This window comes from Streptomyces mutabilis (assembly GCF_014649815.1).
Classification (GTDB): domain Bacteria; phylum Actinomycetota; class Actinomycetes; order Streptomycetales; family Streptomycetaceae; genus Streptomyces; species Streptomyces mutabilis.
In genome coordinates, this window is record NZ_BMTT01000002.1 from 542,334 (window position 1) to 559,053 (window position 16,720).

The window sequence follows — 16,720 nt, forward strand, 5'->3', positions numbered from 1 at the left end:
GCCCCTCAGTCCCATTCCAGGCCGCCGCGCCGCCATACGTACGCGTACGCGACGAAGACGGTGAGCACGAAGAGCAGCATCTCCACGAGCCCGAAAATCCCCAGGGCGTCGAAGGTGACGGCCCAGGGGTAGAGGAAGACGATCTCGATATCGAAGATGATGAAGAGCATCGCCGTCAGGTAGTACTTGATGGGGAAGCGCCCGCCGCCGGCCGGCGTGGGGGTCGGCTCGATGCCGCACTCGTAGGCCTCGAGCTTCGCCCGGTTGTACCGCTTCGGACCGATCAGCGTGGCCATCACCACGGAGAAGATCGCAAAGCCTGCCCCGAGGGCTCCCAGTACGAGGATGGGCGCATACGCGTTCACCGCTCCTCGCTCCTCTCAGTCGGCACTGACTGCTGGCGGTTGCACTGGACTCACAACCGCCCCGGCAGCCCCACGAGCCCCGCTCGTCCCGGCGAAGATCGCGAACATGTGAAGCAGGTCACAAGCCCAACTGCCTCGCATCTTATGCCCGCCGCTCTGTGATCTGCGACACGGGGTGTTGTACAAGCTTTGTGATCTCCACCACCTGACGAAGGATCATGAAGTCGGATGAGCGGTGATCTTCACACAGGAAGCGTTCAGGTGATCACCAGAGGTGACATTTTCGATCGTCACCGCTGGCCAGAGGGGGCGCATGGCGAACGTCTCAATATCAAGATGCTTCCCGTGCATGCAAACTGGCACGTGATGCGATCACTTGATAGAGGGCCCGTTCACACATCAGAGGGAGGGTCGGGTGCGATGTGGACACGTGCACGCATTCACGAGCACCCTGCGGCGACCGCGGAGCTCGGTCGCGCGCCGCGGACGCGGTCGACGAGGCAACCGTTCCGTGACCTGTGCCACATTCATGAGAGGCGCCTGAGAACCGGGCTTGGCCAACTGCTTCAACAAGTGGTAAGCGCGGGGCAATTCGGGCGTAACGATCAAAGACCGTGATCACAGGCTGGTTACGGCCCGCCCGCAATGTCCGTTAGGGCGTCAATACGGGACGACACGCCCGGGATTCGAGGCTGGATTGAACAACTGTGGCGCAGCCCACGTTTCTTGAAGGTATGGAGGAGCTCCTGATACCGGTTGTCCCTATGTCCCACACCGCTCACATACGTAGCCACCGGAAGCCCCGCCGCAGCGCGTCGACCATCGCGATGCGGGCCGGAGTGGCCGGTGGCGTCCTCAGCACCCTGGCAGTGGCCGGTGCGTCGGGTTCGGCCAACGCGGCCGAGCCGGTGACGCAGACCCTCGAACTGCCCACCCTGACGGCCGACCTGGCCGCTCAGGTCGCCCAGTCCGCGGACGTCACGCAGCAGGCGGCCGCGAGCTACGAGCTGCAGGCCGAGCGTGACGCGGCCGCCGCCAAGGCCGCCAAGCAGGCCGAGGCGGACCTCGCCGAGGCCAAGAAGAAGGCCGCGGAGGAGAAGAAGAAGGCCGAGGAGGCCGCGCGCAAGGCGGCCGCCGAGCGTGCCTCTCGCACCGCCGAGCGCGCCACCCTGAGCGCCTCCGTGGACACCGGGTCCTCCGACAACTCGGGCAGCGGCGTCAGCTCGTCCTCGGCCACCGGTTCGGCCGCCGCGGTCATCGCCTTCGTGCAGGCCCAGGTCGGCGACGCCTACGTGACCGGCGGCACCGGCCCCAACTCCTGGGACTGCTCCGGACTCGTGCAGGCGGCCTTCAAGCAGGTCAACATCGACCTGCCGCGCGTCTCCCAGTCCCAGTCGACCGCCGGCACCCAGGTGAGCCTCGACAACCTCCAGCCGGGCGACATCCTGTACTGGGGCGGCGCGGGCAGCGCGTACCACGTGGGCGTCTACGTCGGCGACGGTATGTTCGTCGGCGCGCAGAACTCCTCCACCGGCGTCGTCCAGGCACCGCTGTCGTACGACCCGCCGAGCGGCGCGGTGCGGGTGCTGTAACTCCGGCGCACCGCGAGTACGAACGACGCGGACACGTCCGCACGCGGGGCCGCAGCCACTCGAGGGCTGCGGCCCCGCGGTCGCTCCTGCCGTGCTCGGCACGGGCCGGATTCCCACCGGCCCGTCCACGAGCCGAAGGAGAACCATGCCCAGCGTGTTCGTACAGGGGCGGCCCACCGCCGCCTACCCCCCGCTCGCGCCCCAGGCCCGGCGCGGGTCGGTGCGGCGGATGACCGAGGTCGGCGAAGAGGTGCTGCACAAGCCCTGCCGGGAGGTCACCGAGTTCGGGCCCGACCTCGCCGCGCTCATCGACGACATGTTCCGCACCATGTACGCCGCCGACGGCTGCGGCCTGGCGGCCGATCAGGTGGGGGTCGCCCTCCGCCTGTTCGTGTACGACTGCCCCGACGACGAAGGTGTCCGACATGTCGGGCACACCGTGAACCCGGTGCCGGGTTCCCTCGACCCGGCCGGGCGCCGGCTGCTGGACGAGGGCGAGGGGTGTCTGTCGGTGCCGGGCGCTGTCATGGCCGTGCCGCGGCCCGACCGGGCGTCGTGCGGGGCCTCGACGAGGACGGCGAGCCGCTCGTCGTCGAGGGCACCGGTCACTTCGCGCGCTGCCTCGCCCACGAGACCGATCACGTGAACGGTCAGGTGTACCTGGACCGGCCCTCCGCGCGCGACCGCAAGCGGGCGCTGCGGCAGTCGGCCGACCGGCGCGACGAGGTGTTCGCGCGCCGGGCGGCCAAGGGCAGGGCACTCGAGCAGGCCGAGGGGTGATCGGGCCTGATGCTCAGCCCCGCTGCTCAGGCCGGCAGCTCAGGCCGGCAGCTCAGGCCCGATGCTCACGCCTTCGGCGCGACCTTGCTGAGTCCGTTGATGATGCGGTCCATCGCGTCGCCGCCCGTCGGGTCCGTCAGGTTGGCGAGCATCTTCAGGGTGAACTTCATCAGCAGCGGGTGGGTGAGGCCGCGCTGGGTCGCGATCTGCATGACCTTCGGGTTGCCGATGAGCTTCACGAAGGCGCGGCCCAGCGTGTAGTAGCCGCCGTAGGTGTCCTTGAGGACGCGCGGGTAACGCTGGAGGGCGATCTCCCGCTGGGCCGGCGTGGCCCTCGCGTGGGCCTGGGTGATCACGTCGGCGGCGATCTGGCCGGACTCCATGGCGTAGGCGATGCCCTCGCCGTTGAAGGGGTTCACCAGGCCGCCGGCGTCACCGACGAGCAGCAGGCCCTTGGTGTAGTGGGGCTGGCGGTTGAAGGCCATGGGCAGGGCGGCGCCGCGGATCGGACCGGTCATGTTGTCCGGGGTGTACCCCCAGTCCTCCGGCATGGATGCGCACCAGGCCTTCAGCACCTCGCGCCAGTCCAGCTCCTTGAAGGAGTCCGAGGTGTTCAGCACCCCGAGTCCGACGTTCGAGGTGCCGTCGCCCATGCCGAAGATCCAGCCGTAGCCCGGCAGGAGGCGGTCCTGGGCGCCGCGGCGGTCCCACAGTTCCAGCCAGGACTCCAGGTAGTCGTCGTCGTGGCGGGGCGAGGTGAAGTACGTGCGGACCGCGACGCCCATCGGGCGGTCCTCGCGGCGGTGCAGGCCCATCGCCAGGGACAGCCGCGTGGAGTTGCCGTCGGCGGCGACGACCAGCGGCGCGTGGAAGGTGACCTCGCGCTTGTCCTCGCCCAGCTTGGCGTGGACGCCGGTGATGCGGCCGGTGCGGTCGTCGATGACGGGGGCGCCGACGTTGCAGCGCTCGTGGAGGCGGGCGCCGGCCTTCTGGGCCTGCCGGGCGAGCTGCTCGTCGAAGTCGTCGCGCTTGCGGACGAGTCCGTAGTCGGGGAAGGAGGCGAGGTCCGGCCAGTCGAGCTGGAGGCGGGAGCCGCCGCCGATGATGCGCAGGCCCTTGTTGCGCAGCCAGCCGGCCTCCTCCGAGATGTCGATGCCCATCGCCACGAGCTGCTTGACCGCGCGGGGGGTCAGGCCGTCGCCGCAGACCTTCTCCCGGGGGAAGGCGGTCTTCTCCAGGAGCAGGACGTCGAGCCCCGCCTTGGCCAGGTGGTACGCCGCCGTGGAGCCGGCCGGCCCCGCGCCCACGACGATCACGTCGGCGGTGTTCTCGGAGAGTGGCTCAGTCTCGACGGTCACGGCGGGATCTCCCCAAGTTCGGAATCTGCGTGCCGACCGGCACTGGTCATGGGCAGTCTATTCAGCGACACCCACGACCCGGCTGAAGGGCTGCCCAGTGAACCGAGCTCTGCCCGTTGTACGGTTGCGCGTTCCCACCGACGAGGACGCGGTCGCCTGGCACCGGATCTTCGACGATCCGGACGTCATGGAGTTCCACGGCGGGAGGCCCGCGGAACTGTCCGTCTACGAGGAGCTCACCGCCCGCCAGCGCCGGCACGACGCGGAGCGCGGCTTCTGCCTGTGGACCATGGTGGACGAGGCCGGCACGGTCATCGGCTTCACGGGCGCCCAGCCGTGGCCGCAGGACTGGGGCCCCAAGGGCGAGATCGAGATCGGCTGGCGCCTGGCGCGGGCGTACTGGGGCAAGGGGTACGTCACGGCGGCGGCCCGGCAGACGCTGGAGCGGGTGCGGGCCGCGGGCGTACCGGAGGTGGTCGCCATGGTCGACGCCCGCAACACCCGGTCCATCGCGGTCACGGAGCGGCTGGGCATGCGCCTCGCCGGGGTCTTCACCACCCCGGCCGCGCGGCGGCAGGGGCACTGCTACCGACTCCCGCTGCAACACCGGTGACTCACCGCAACCGACTGCCACAGTGAGCGACTTCGGCGGCTTCCGGGCGGTGCGCGGCGGCGCTACTCTGCCGGGTACCGCTGGGGGGTGACGCCCGTGCGCCCGGTACCCGAGAAGGCCGACGTACGCGTACCGCGCCTGGTCGGCCTGATGGCCGTGGACGCGCGGGAGGAGGCCCACGCGCGGGGCCTGTGCCTGCAGGCACCGGACCGGCCCGACTTCCACCTCGCCGTCGTCGACCACGTCGTACGGCAGTACCCGCAGCCCGGCGCGCGCGTGCCGCGGGAGTCGGCGGTGTACGTGTGGTTCGGCTTCGGCGAGGACGAGGGCGGCGGAGGCATCCGGGAGCCGCGCGTGCCGGGACCGCCGCGGGGAGGGCCGCGGCGGGAGCTGAACGAGCCGGGTCAGGACGGACCGGGCGCGGGAGGGCCCGTCCGGGCGGGGCCGCCGTACTGCGCGACCCTCAGCTCTCCTTGAACCCCCGGTGCAGCGCCACCACGCCACCCGTGAGGTTCCGCCACGCCACCCTCGACCAGCCGGCCTTGCCCAGCCGCTCGGCGAGCGCCGGCTGGTCGGGCCAGGCGCGGATGGACTCGGCGAGGTAGACGTACGCGTCGGGGTTGGACGACACCGCGCGGGCCACCGGCGGCAGGGCGCGCATCAGGTACTCGGTGTAGACGGTGCGGAACGGCGTCCAGGTCGGGTGCGAGAACTCGCAGATGACGACCCGGCCGCCGGGCCGCGTCACCCGGTACATCTCGCGCAGCGCGGCATCCGTGTCCTGCACGTTGCGCAGCCCGAAGGAGATGGTGACGGCGTCGAACGTGTCGTCCCGGAACGGCAGCCGGGTCGCGTCGCCCGCGGTGAACGGCAGCCAGGAGTGCCGCTCCTTGCCGACCTGGAGCATGCCGAGGGAGAAGTCGCAGGGGACGACGTAGGCGCCGGTGCGGGCGAAGGGCAGGGAGGAGGTCGCCGTGCCCGCAGCGAGGTCCAGAACCTTCTGCGCGGGGCGGGCGTCGACGGCCCGGGCGACCGCCTTGCGCCACGCCCGGTCCTGGCCGAGCGAGAGCACGGCGTTCGTCAGGTCGTACCGTTCCGCGACGTGGTCGAACATCGAGGCGACTTCGTGCGGCTGCTTGTTCAGGGAAGCGCGGGTCACGGCCCCATTGTTGCAGCACGCGTCCCTTCCGGCGCGGACGGGCTCACGGCAGCAGGCGCGGTCTCTTGCGCGCGGCGGCGTCCTCCACCCAGCCGAACAGCAGCACGAACACCGCGACCAGGGCCCAGCCCACCCCCAACAGGAACCACTGGCTGCCCAGAGGCAGGTGGGCCTCGAAGGCGGGCACCTCCCAGAACCGGTCGATCAGCGGAACGGCCAGGACGAGGGCGAGCTCGTGCCAGAGGTAGACCGTCACCGCGCGGGTGTTGAAGACGGTCACCAGCCGGTCCAGCGGCCGGCACCGGGCGAGCCCCGCGAAGCCGAGCCCGAGCCGCGCCCTGGAGTACATCAGCAGCGTCACGAACCCGGCCGACCAGAACGCCTGGGCGAGCGGGATGTCGTCGAGGTCGTAGGTGCCGTACTCGTCCTGGTGCGCGAAGGCGTACCAGGCACCGTAGGAGAGCGCCGCGAGAGACAGGGCGACGACCGCGGCGGGCTTGAGGCGGGCCGGCACGCCGTCGCGGTGCGCGAAGCCGAGCATCCAGCAGAACAGGTACGTCGCCAGGTCCAGCAGTCCGCTCCCGAAGCGGTTCTCCGGCGGCTGCCCGACGTAGCAGAGCACCACGATCGGGGCCAGGGACAGCAGCAGCACCGGCACCGGGGCGAGCCGGAACAGCCGCAGCAGCAGCGGTGAGAGCAGGACGAACCACAGGTAGGTCCGCAGGTACCAGAGGATCTCCCAGGCCTGCTCGCCCCACGCGCTGCCCGGCGGGTCGCCGAGCGGCACGATCCAGAAGACGATCTGCCACCCGGGCATCCAGCCGCGCACCAGCATCGCGCCCACCACGAAGAGCCCCCAGCACCAGAACGGCGGGAGCAGGCGGCGCAACCGGCCCCGGATCACCGCCGGGGCCGGCCGGCTGCCGAGCGACCTGGCCATCAGGCTGCCGGCCAGGCCGAACATGACCCCCATGGAGGGGAAGACCAGCCCGGCCCAGGGCCAACCGAAGACGTGGTACGCGACGACCCGGACCAGGGCCAGGGCGCGCAGGACGTCGAAGTAGCGGTCCCGGCCGCCGGCCGCGGGGGCCGTAGGTGCGGCGGCGGACGACGCCGGGCCTGTGCCCGGGGCGCACGGCGCCGGAGCCGACCCGGACGGCGCCCGGTTCGCTACCGGGTCACCCTTGCGGTGCGCCCCCATCACCCGGCCCCCGTCGGCGTCCCCACCTCGCCCGTCCGCTTCAGCTTCTGCCAGCGCAGCCGGCCACCGGTGAGGGCGGTGACGCAGGAGTGGATGAGGACGAGGTACATCATCTGCCGGTACGCGAGCTGCTGGAGCGGCATCATCAGCAGGTACCGGTACTTCTCCCGGTCGAGCCGGAAGGCGTACGCCGCGCACAGCAGCTGCACGCCGAGCACCGCCGACCACGCGAGCAGCGCCGACCGGACGTCGACGAAGATCATCGAGTAGACGGTGAAGACATCGATCAGCGGCGCGAAGACCGGAGTCACGACCTGGAAGAGCACGACCAGCGGCATGCCGACCCGTCCGAAGCGGCCCGAGGGCCCCTTGTCCCTCAGGGAGCCGCGGTGCTTCCACAGCGCCTGCATGGTGCCGTAGGACCAGCGGTAGCGCTGCGACCAGAGCTGCTTCAGCGAGCCCGGCGCCTCCGTCCAGGCCCGCGCGTGCTCCTGGTAGACGACCCGCCATCCGGCGCGGTGCAGGGCGATGGTGATGTCGGTGTCCTCGGCGAGGGTGTCGTCGCTCATGCCGCCGGCCTCCAGGACCGCCTGCCGACGGAAGGCACCGATCGCGCCGGGGATGGTCGGCATGCAGCGCAGCAGGTCGTACATGCGCCGGTCGAGGTTGAAGCCCATCACGTACTCGATGTGCTGCCAGGCGCCGATGAGGGTGCGCCGGTTGCCGACCTTGGCGTTGCCCGCCACCGCGCCGACGGACGGGTCGGCGAAGGGCTGCACCAGGTGCCGTACGGTGTCCGGCTCGAAGACGGTGTCGCCGTCCATCATCACGACGATGTCGTACCGGGCGTTGCGGACGCCGTTGTTGAGGGCTGCGGGCTTGCCCGCGTTGGCCTGCCGGATCACGCGGACGCCGGGCAGCCCCAGCGACTCGGCGATCTCGGCCGTGCCGTCCGTCGAACCGTCGTCCACGACGATGATCTCGATCGGATGGGTGCTGCGCGCCAGCGACTGGAGCGTGTTGGCGATGCACTCCTTCTCGTTGTACGCCGGGACGACCACGCTGACCGGGCCGGTGACGGGCGGTCCCCAGCCGAAGCGGCGTCTGTTGCGCTGTCCGTAGTGGCGGCGGGCGAGGATCACCATCATCCCGAACCGCCCCATGACGGCCACGCCCACGACCATCAGCCCGACCGAGAGCGCGGGCACCGTCCACTCGGCGACGGCGACGGCCGCGATGAGCGCCTTGCCCTCGTAGAGGGTCGTGCCGGTGGCCTGGTGGTGGGCGGCCTGGAGGCCGCCGTGGGTGCCGGATGCCTCAGCCGGGGCCGCGGGCCGGCCGGTGGGCTGCTGCTCGGCCATGGCGCCGCTGATGGTGGTGAAGGTGTATCCCTTCGCCTTCATCTTCTCGATGTACTCGGGCAGTGCCTCGATCGTCTGCGCACGCTCACCGCCCGCGTCGTGGAAGAGGACGGATGCGCCCTCGCCGTCCTCCGGTGTCGCCCACTCGACGATCTTCGAGACGCCGGGCTGCTGCCAGTCGTCGCTGTCGGTGTCGATGAAGACGCTGGTGTAGCCCTCCTCGCCGAGCTTCTCGTAGACGGGCCAGCTGTAGTTGTCGATGGCGTCCGTCTCGGAGGAGTACGGCGCCCGGAACAGCGTCGTGGTGATGCCGGCCGCGCCCGCGAGGGCGAGCTGCGTCTGCTCGATCTCGCGGGTGACGCGGGCGTCGCTCTGGTAGGAGAGGTCGACGTGGGTGAAGGTGTGGATGCCCACCTCGTTGCCCTGCTCGACCAGTTCCCGAACGATGTCCGGGTAGCGCGAGACCATCGACCCGACCAGGAAGAACGTGCCGGGCACGTCGTACTCCTCGAGGATCTCCAGCACCTGGGGCGTCCAGGTGGGGTCCGGGCCGTCGTCGAAGGTCAGGGCGATCGTCTTGTCCGGGACGGAGAGAGTGGTGGCCTGCCCGCCGGGGAAAGTGAGGATCGGCCCGCCGTCGAGGACCTCGTCGGGGACGTCGCTCGCGCCGGCGCCGGTGCGCACGCGCTGGTCGCCGCCGACCTCCGCGCGCAGGTAGCCGTCGAGGAGCATCACGCAGGTCAGGGCGAGCAGGAGCAGCAGAGCGAGCAGCACCCGCGGCCGTTGCAGCGCGGCGGCACGGCCTGCGGCCCGCTCGATGCGGGAGGGGGCGCGGCGGCCGCCCCGTGCGGGCGGGGAGGAGGGAGTGGGCGTGGTCATGGCGGTGGGGGTGTCCCGGTCAGTCGGTGGCGGCGCCGCTGGAGGTGGCGGCGGCGCTCGGGGTGGCGACGGCGCCAGGGGTGGCGGCGCTGGGGGTGGCGGCGGAGGAGGGCGCGGTGGTGGCTCCGGAGGGTGCGGTGGGTGCGGTGGGCGCACCCGAGGGCGGGGTCCCCGTGGGCATGACGCCGCCCTGCGGGCCCGCGCCACCACCGCCCGGGCCGGGGCCGCCACCGTTCTGCCCGCCCCCGAAGGGCAGCAGCGAGGACGGACTCACCGAGGTGCCGATCCCCATGAAGGCCAGGCCCAGCACGGCCGCGTAGCCGACGCAGACCGCCCCGACCAGGAGACCCACCCGGCGCAGCAGCCGTGCGCGGCGTCCGGAGGTGTCGACGAACACGGGCCCCTCCGCGGACCCGCTGCCGCGTTTGCGGCGTCGCCCGCGCGCGGGCTTCTCACCGAGGGCGGCGCGGGAATCGAAGGCAGGCTCGGAATGCATTCCCCGGACGTTAGGGAGCTTTGCCTGTCGCGAACTCGGACCGCGTTATGAGGTTCCGGTGAAAGGCGCCGCAGGCTGTCCGCGCCCTGTGAGACGGCGGCAACCCGGCCTCTTTTCTCAGGAAAGGCCCAGCATCGCGTGACAGGTTCACTCGTCCGACGACGAGAACGGGAGCGTGCTGCACATGAGGGCTTACCGGAAGGCGGCGGCCGGGTGCGCCCTGCTGCTCGCCCTGGCCACCGCGGGATGCGCCGGACCGGACGGCGGCACCAGCGACACGAACGGCACGGAGGACCGGGCCACCGCGGCACCGTCCGAGTCGTCCACGCCGGGCACCGCCTACGCCCCCTACGTCAGCGCCACCACCGCCTCCGCCAACGACTCGGCGGGCTCCCCCGCGACGTACAACCTGGCGTTCGTCATCTCCTCCGGCGACGACTGCGTCCCGCGCTGGAACGGCGTCCAGGATATCGACGACACCTCCGTCGCCTCGCGCATCGCGAAACTGAAGGAGTCCGGCGCCACCGTCCGCGTCTCCTTCGGCGGCGCCTCCGGCACGGAGCTGGCGGCGGTCTGCGACAGCGCCTCCGACCTGGCGGACGCGTACGGCGCGGCCCTGGACGCGGCCGGTGCCACGCGGGCGGACTTCGACGTCGAGGGCGACGACCTGACCGACACGGACTCCGTCGCCCTGCGCTCGGAGGCGATCGCGCTGCTCCAGGAGGAACGCGACGGCCTGGAGGTCTCCTTCACCCTCCCGGTGATGCCCTCGGGCCTGGACTCCGACTCTCTGGCGCTGCTGGCGTCCGCCAACGACCACTCCGTACGCGTCTCCGCGGTCAACCTCATGACCATGAACTACGGGGAGTCCTACGACGGCGACATGGGCGACTACGCCCTCACCTCGGCCGAGGCCGCGCACACGCAGCTCCGTGAGATCTTCGGCACCTCGGACGCGGACGCCTGGCGGAACACGGCACTCACCTCGATGCTCGGCGTCAACGACGTCGCCGGCGAGACCTTCACCCTCGCGGACGCCGCGGAGGTCCGCGCGTTCGCCGAGGAGAAGGGCATCGCCTGGGTGTCGATGTGGGCCGCCTTCCGGGACGAGCAGTGTGCCGAGGACGCGTCGGCCACCGACGCGCTCACCACGTGCAGCGGCGTGGAGCAGGAGGACGGGGCGTTCGGGACGGCGTTCGGCACGTAGGCCCGCCGGACGAGCCCCGTGGGACCGCGCGCTCAGCGCCCCCGGTACACCAGACGGCCGCCCACGACGGTGGCCACGCACGTGGACGCGCCGTCCCGCACGAGCGCGGCCCGGTCGGCTACGTCGAACACCGCGAACCGGGCGGGCTTTCCGGGAGCCAGCCCGGGAAGCAGCACCAGCGGCACCGGCGAGAAGGACGCGGGCCCGGGCAGCGTGGCCGGACGCGCCGCCACGGCGAGCCCCGCCCCGCGCACCGCGTCCAGCGCCGCGCGACTGCGCAGCTCCCCGGCGACGGCGACCGTCCCGTGCGCCAGCATGCGCTGTACCCCTCGGCGTGCGCTGGCGCCCCGCGCTGACGGGTTCGCGCCGAGGAGGGCGAGCGCGCGCTCCCCGGAGATCGGCTCGGTGCCCAGCCGGTCCGCTTCGCGCGGGTCGGGGTGGTACGCCTGCTCCAGCAGTTCCGGCCCGTACGGGTTCAGCAGTCCGGGCGTCAGGATGCCGGGCCACCGGCGCACCCGCGCCCGCGGGTGGTCGGCGACCAGTGCCTCGTACGGGCCGACGGCGGCGAGATGCGCGCCGTCGACCACGACGGCCGTCTCCGGCGAGGCTTCACAGACGTGGATCGTGAGCACGGCGGCCTCAGTTGGGGGCGAGCAGCTTCAGCTCGGGGTGGGCCGTGCCGCCCTCGATGGCGGTGGACGAGATGTGGGAGACGACGCGCTCGTCGACGGGGTCGTTCGCCGGGTCGTCGTGCACGACGAGGTGCTCGTACGTCGTGGCCCGCTGCGCCGGGACGCGCCCCGCCTTGCGGATCAGGTCGATGATCTCCAGCCGGTTGGACCGGTGCTTGGCGCCCGCGGAGGAGACGACGTTCTCCTCCAGCATGATCGAGCCGAGGTCGTCGGCGCCGTAGTGCAGGGAGAGCTGGCCGACCTCCTTGCCGGTGGTCAGCCAGGAACCCTGGATGTGGGCGACGTTGTCGAGGAAGACCCGGGCGATGGCGATCATCCGCAGGTACTCGAAGAGCGTGGCCTGCGTACGGCCCTTCAGGTGGTTGTTCTCGGGCTGGTAGGTGTACGGGATGAAGGCGCGGAAGCCGCCGGTGCGGTCCTGCACGTCCCGGATCATGCGCAGGTGCTCGATGCGCTCGGCGTTGGTCTCGCCGGTGCCCATGAGCATGGTGGAGGTCGACTCGACACCCAGGTTGTGCGCGATCTCCATGATCTCCAGCCACCGCTCGCCGGACTCCTTGAGCGGCGCGATGGCCTTGCGCGGACGCTCCGGCAGCAGCTCCGCGCCGGCGCCGGCGAAGGAGTCGAGCCCGGCGGCGTGGATGCGCTGGATCGCCTCCTCGACCGACACCTTCGAGATCCGCGCCATGTGCTCGACCTCGCTCGCCCCCAGGCTGTGGATGACGAGCTGGGGGAACTCCTTCTTGATGGCGGCGAAGTGCTGCTCGTAGTACTCGACGCCGTAGTCCGGGTGGTGGCCGCCCTGGAACATGATCTGCGTGCCGCCCAGCTCGACCGTCTCCGCGCAGCGGCGCAGGATGTCGTCGAGGTCGCGGGTCCAGCCCTTCTCGGTGTCCTTGGGGGCCGCGTAGAAGGCACAGAACCTGCACGCCGTGACGCACACGTTCGTGTAGTTGATGTTGCGCTCGATGATGTACGTCGCGATGTGCTCGGTACCGGCGTACTTGCGCCTGCGTACGGCGTCGGCGGCGGCGCCCAGCGCGTGCAGCGGGGCGTCGCGGTAGAGGTCGAGCGCCTCTTCGGGGGTGATCCGCCCACCGGCGGCGGCGCGGTCGAGGATGGGCTGAAGGTCGGCCTTCTCGGTCACCGGCGTCCCTTTCGCAAGGTTCGTAAGGGTTGTGGACGGACCGGGCCAGCCTACGCCAGCCCTTTCCGGCGCTGATCCTCAGGCCGCGTAGGCGCCCGCGAGCACGCCGAGGAAGGCACCCGCGATCAGGAACGGCCCGAACGGGATGGCCGTCTTGCGCCCCGCCCGCCGGGCGACGACGAGGGCGCCTCCGTAGAGCGCGCCGAGCAGGAACCCGGCGAAGGTGCCGAGCATGACCGTCGGCCAGCCGTACCAGCCGAGGACGGCCCCGGCGGTGAGGGCCAGCTTCACGTCGCCGAAGCCCATGCCGGCCGGGTTGACGAGGAACAGCACGCCGTAGCCGCCGCCGAGGGCGAGGGCGCCCAGCAGGGCGGTCGTCCACTCCCCCGCGTGCTCGGGCACGAGCGCGGTGACGCCGAGGAGGACGAGTGCGGCGCCGGCGAGCGGCAGGGTGAGGGGGTCGGGCAGCCTGCGTACCCGCAGGTCGACGACGGCGAGCAGTACGCCCGCCGGTGCGAGCAGCAGCCAGACGGCCAGCTCCGGACGGGTCCCGGTGGCGGCGGCGAGGGCGGCGCAGACGAGTGCGGTGACGGTTTCGAGGGCGGCGGTACGGGGGCCGTAGGACGCCTCGCCGGTCGCGCACCGCGCGCACCGGGCCCGGCCTACCCAGCCCGGGACCTCGTGCTCCTGCGGACACCGGTCGCGCCACGCCTCCCCCGAGGGGGCGGAGAACCGGTACGCGGCCCGCGGCAGCAGCGCCCCCGTCACCGCGCCCCAGAGCGCGGCGACGAGGACGACCGCGAGATCGACGCTCATCCGGCGGCGGCGACGCCCTCGCGCCAGGTCGGCAGCAGTTCGTCCAGCAGCGCCTCGGTGCGCGGCGGCACGCCGCGCGCCCCGCTGCGGCCGACGAGGTCGGCGGCGAGGGCGTGGAGCCGGTCGGTGTCACCGGTGGTGTGCGTGGCGCGCAGCAGCTCGTGCCACAGGCGCTCGTCCGCGGGGGCGGTGCGCAGTGCCGCGTTCAGCGCCTCGATGGCCTTCTCCGCGCGGTTCTTCTCCAGGTGGAACTCGGAGAGCGCGAGGCCGGTGTCCGCGACGAGCAGCGGGAGCTGCGCGTCGATGATCTCGTGGGTGAGCCAGCGGTAACGCCCCTCGGGCCGGTCGGCGAGCAGCGGACCGCGCACCAGGACCAGCGCGTCGGTGAGCAGCCGCCCGCGCACCTGGCGGCTGCCGACGCCACGCCCTTGCGTGGCCTCGTAGTAGAGGGAGCGCAGCACGTCGAGGTCGGAGACGACGGACTTGGCGAGGGTGAGGCGTCCGGTGGCGTCGGTGCCGAGCCGCGGGGTGCCGTCGGGGTCGGTGCCGAGCCAGGCCCGCAGTCGCTCCAGCAGCGCGTCGCGCACGTCCGCCGTCACGCCGCGCGGCCACAGCGCGGAGGACAGCACGCGCGGGTGGACGCCCTCGCGGTGCAGCAGCAGCAGCGCGAGCGCCTCGTGGAGCAGGGCGCTGCGCTCGCCGTCGGGCGCGTCCAGGCCGATGATCTCGTACGTCCCGACGAGGCGGGCGTACACCGCGGGCCGCCCCTGCTCGCTGACGTCGACGAGGAAGGGCGGGGTGTTGGCCGTCCCGGACGCACCGCCGGGCCCGTCGGACCCACCCGGTCCGTGCTCCGGGTCGGCGTCCGTGAACAGCTCGACGACGGCCCGCTGCTGGGCGGCCGGCAGCGTCTGGGCCTCCAGCTCCAGCCCCAGCAGCGGCGCGAGCAGCTTGCCCTCGCCGGTGATCTGCATCTCCCAGGCGGCGCCCGGGAGGTCCGTGCCCTCGGTGCCGACGAGGTAGCCGATGCCCAGGCGCCCCGCGTCGGCGGCGAGTTCGGCGAGGCGGAGGGCGTCCTCGTCGGAGGGCTGGGAGGCGAGCAGGACCAGGTGCGGGGCCCAACGCGTGTGCTGGGCGGGCCCGGTGCGGCCGGTGAGCACGGAGTCGTGCCCGGCGGCGCCGAGTGCGCCGCGCCGCTGCCGGGTCTCGGCCGACATGGTCTCGAAGAGGTCCTCGAACCCGTCGAGGTGCCGGATGCGGTTGGGGGCGAGCGGCGTGAGGTCGTCCCCGAACCCGACGAGCGTGATGGTCATGCGGTCCGACCAGCCGTTGGTGGCCAGTTCGGCGGCGACCGACGCGAACACGGCGGTCCGGTCCGCCTCGCTGCCGCCCAGCGAGACGATGCCGGGCACCGACTCCAGGTTCAGCAGCAGCCGGGAGTCGTCCATGGTGCCGAGGCTGACCAGCCCGGGGTACGGCGCGGCGGTGTCGACGTCCTCGTACCGCTCGGCGTCGGCGCGGGCCAGCAGCCAGAAGGTCTGGTCCTGCCCGAGCTGCCAGGGCGCCGGCGGCTTCCCGGCGGGCTGGGCGAGCTGGAGGTGCAGGTCGCCGTTGCCGCCCAGCCAGGCCGCGTACACGACGGGCAACGGTCGCGACTCGGCGGCGAGTGCGGCGGCGAGCCCGCGCAGCGCCCGGTCCAGCAGGCGTACGCCCTCGGGGTCGGCGCCGACGAGCAGCGCGTCCTGCACGTCCTGGGCGTCGCCGGTCGGCGTGGGCGGCTCCATGCCGCGCCGCCCGCCGACGCTGCCGAGCGCCGACTGCCACAGCGCCTGCCGGCGCCGGCGGCCGAGGGCGCCGAGGAGACCGGCGGCGAGGAGGGGGGCGGCGAGGAGTGCCTCGGGGAGCCCGAAGGAGTGGCCCGCCGCCGCGGGGGTGGCGGCGTGGTCCTGCCCGGTGCTGGGGGCGGGAGTGGCGGGCGCGGGTCGCTGCTCGGGGAGGGAGACCTGGGCGTCGTCGCCGCCCCCGTGAGCGCCGGAACCGCCGTCCTGGGCGCCGGATCCGCCACCGCCCTGCGCGTGGTCGCCGGTCCGGGCGTAGTCGCTGATCTGCTGCTGCACCTGCTCGGAGACGTTCGGCGCCTCGCCGGGCATCTCGACCAGCTCGCCGCCGCGGGCGTCGCCGGGCATCTCCATGATCCAGCCGGGCCGGATGAGGCTGGCCTCGGACAGCTTGGACCCGTCCGGCTGCACGCGGTCCTTGTTGAGCTCGAAGATCTCCTTGTACCGGCGCCCGTCGCCGAGGTGCCGGTCGGCGATCTCCCAGAGGGAGTCGTGGTGACGCCCCTCGGGAGGCTGGATCCGGTAGTACTTCGTGTCGCCGTGCGCGGCCGAGCCGCCGTCGGCGCGGGCGGCGGCCTGACCGGCCTGCTCGGCGAGGGCGCTCGCCGTCCCGGCGGCCTGCTCCTGCTGCTGGGCGAAGATCCCCGGCGTCTGCTGCGCCGCGGCCACGGAGGGCTTCTGGTTCCCCTCCATGCTCTGCCCGAGCTGCGACAGTCCCGGCGTGAGGCTGGCCGCGGTCGCGCCGACGAGCAGCAGGGCGGCGACGAGTTGCCGGGCCAGCAGCTGACTGGGCCCGGACCCCGGCACCCGCCCCGGCACCCCGACGCCGGACAGCGCGGCCTTGACCTCGACGAGCACGCAGGCGGTGAACTGCGCCCAGGCGAACCAGACGACGACGGTCAGGATGTGCAGGAAGGTCTGGACGGTGATCTCACGCTGCAGCCAGTCGAGGCTGGGCGCCCCGTCGGGCAGCGGCCAGCCGATCTGCGTGGCCAGTGCGAGCGGAACCCCGACGACCAGCACGAGCAGCACGACGAAGGCGAGGAACGCCTTGACGAAGTCCCCGAACGACCGCCGTCGCACCCGCACCGGCTGCGGCGTCCGGTTCCTCGGTGCCGCCGAGGGAGCCGTCGAGCTTGATGAGCTTGAGGTGCGGCGTCGCGGCATGGGCGGTGTCCTGGGTCGTGGGCCGTGTCGGAGAAGGGCGGCGGGAACG

Annotated in this window: 14 protein-coding genes and 1 pseudogene; 5 read left to right on the plus strand and 10 right to left on the minus strand. The window is 72.4% G+C overall.

Translation table 11 applies throughout. The features are described 5' to 3' along the window. Window positions 1–5: 5 nt before the first annotated feature. Window positions 6–365 (minus strand): NADH-quinone oxidoreductase subunit A, encoded by a 360-nt coding sequence (locus IE142_RS06695; protein ID WP_003974383.1) that lies wholly within the window; start codon window positions 363–365, stop codon window positions 6–8. Between the two features lie 764 nt (window positions 366–1,129). Here IE142_RS06695 and IE142_RS06700 point away from each other — a divergent pair. Both IE142_RS06700 and def read left to right on the plus strand, forming a co-directional pair. Beyond that, entirely contained in the window at window positions 1,130–1,957 is an 828-nt protein-coding gene (locus IE142_RS06700; protein ID WP_191884809.1) for a C40 family peptidase, read from the plus strand. 145 nt (window positions 1,958–2,102) lie between these two features. Next, window positions 2,103–2,737, plus strand: a pseudogene (def, locus tag IE142_RS06705) (peptide deformylase). A 65-nt stretch (window positions 2,738–2,802) separates the two neighbouring features. On the opposite strand, the gene IE142_RS06710 reads toward def, so the two are convergent. Then, window positions 2,803–4,095 (minus strand): geranylgeranyl reductase family protein, encoded by a 1,293-nt coding sequence (locus IE142_RS06710; protein WP_191884810.1) that lies wholly within the window; start codon window positions 4,093–4,095, stop codon window positions 2,803–2,805. Between the two features lie 97 nt (window positions 4,096–4,192). Between IE142_RS06710 and IE142_RS06715 the strand changes: the two genes are divergently transcribed. Together IE142_RS06715 and IE142_RS06720 are read left to right on the plus strand one after the other, a co-directional pair. After that, the gene (locus tag IE142_RS06715; RefSeq protein ID WP_191884811.1) at window positions 4,193–4,708 is read left to right on the plus strand and encodes a GNAT family N-acetyltransferase; all 516 of its coding nucleotides are present in this window, start codon (window positions 4,193–4,195) and stop codon (window positions 4,706–4,708) included. Between the two features lie 96 nt (window positions 4,709–4,804). Continuing rightward, on the plus strand, window positions 4,805–5,185 hold the full coding sequence (locus IE142_RS06720) for a PASTA domain-containing protein (RefSeq protein WP_191884812.1): 381 nt from the start codon (window positions 4,805–4,807) through the stop codon (window positions 5,183–5,185). Here IE142_RS06720 and IE142_RS06725 read toward each other — a convergent pair. From IE142_RS06725 to IE142_RS06740, 4 genes are read right to left on the minus strand one after another with little or no spacing between them, the layout of a single operon-like run. Next, window positions 5,172–5,867, minus strand: coding sequence for a demethylmenaquinone methyltransferase (locus tag IE142_RS06725; RefSeq protein ID WP_100046801.1), 696 nt, complete (start codon window positions 5,865–5,867; stop codon window positions 5,172–5,174). The genes IE142_RS06720 and IE142_RS06725 overlap by 14 nt on opposite strands. A gap of 43 nt (window positions 5,868–5,910) precedes the next feature. Further along, window positions 5,911–7,068, minus strand: coding sequence for an acyltransferase family protein (locus IE142_RS06730; protein WP_191884813.1), 1,158 nt, complete (start codon window positions 7,066–7,068; stop codon window positions 5,911–5,913). Beyond that, entirely contained in the window at window positions 7,068–9,308 is a 2,241-nt protein-coding gene (locus IE142_RS06735) for a bifunctional polysaccharide deacetylase/glycosyltransferase family 2 protein (RefSeq protein WP_191884814.1), read from the minus strand. The genes IE142_RS06730 and IE142_RS06735 overlap by 1 nt, the downstream gene beginning before the upstream one ends. A gap of 19 nt (window positions 9,309–9,327) precedes the next feature. Beyond that, on the minus strand, window positions 9,328–9,804 hold the full coding sequence (locus tag IE142_RS06740) for a hypothetical protein (protein WP_191884815.1): 477 nt from the start codon (window positions 9,802–9,804) through the stop codon (window positions 9,328–9,330). A 184-nt stretch (window positions 9,805–9,988) separates the two neighbouring features. Here IE142_RS06740 and IE142_RS06745 point away from each other — a divergent pair, with 184 nt between their 5' ends. Further along, window positions 9,989–11,011 (plus strand): chitinase, encoded by a 1,023-nt coding sequence (locus IE142_RS06745; protein ID WP_191884816.1) that lies wholly within the window; start codon window positions 9,989–9,991, stop codon window positions 11,009–11,011. 32 nt (window positions 11,012–11,043) lie between these two features. On the opposite strand, the gene IE142_RS06750 is transcribed toward IE142_RS06745, so the two are convergent. From IE142_RS06750 to IE142_RS06765, 4 genes are all read right to left on the minus strand, one after another. Beyond that, window positions 11,044–11,643: a hypothetical protein gene (locus tag IE142_RS06750; protein ID WP_191884817.1), complete on the minus strand. Its 600-nt coding sequence runs from the start codon at window positions 11,641–11,643 to the stop codon at window positions 11,044–11,046. A 7-nt stretch (window positions 11,644–11,650) separates the two neighbouring features. After that, complete coding sequence (gene mqnC, locus IE142_RS06755; protein WP_191884818.1) at window positions 11,651–12,850, minus strand: cyclic dehypoxanthinyl futalosine synthase; 1,200 nt, start codon at window positions 12,848–12,850, stop codon at window positions 11,651–11,653. Between the two features lie 78 nt (window positions 12,851–12,928). Further along, window positions 12,929–13,666: a prepilin peptidase gene (locus IE142_RS06760; RefSeq protein ID WP_191884819.1), complete on the minus strand. Its 738-nt coding sequence runs from the start codon at window positions 13,664–13,666 to the stop codon at window positions 12,929–12,931. Further along, entirely contained in the window at window positions 13,663–16,671 is a 3,009-nt protein-coding gene (locus IE142_RS06765) for a BTAD domain-containing putative transcriptional regulator (protein ID WP_191884820.1), read from the minus strand. Before IE142_RS06765 ends, IE142_RS06760 begins: the two co-directional genes overlap by 4 nt. Window positions 16,672–16,720 lie beyond the last annotated feature (49 nt).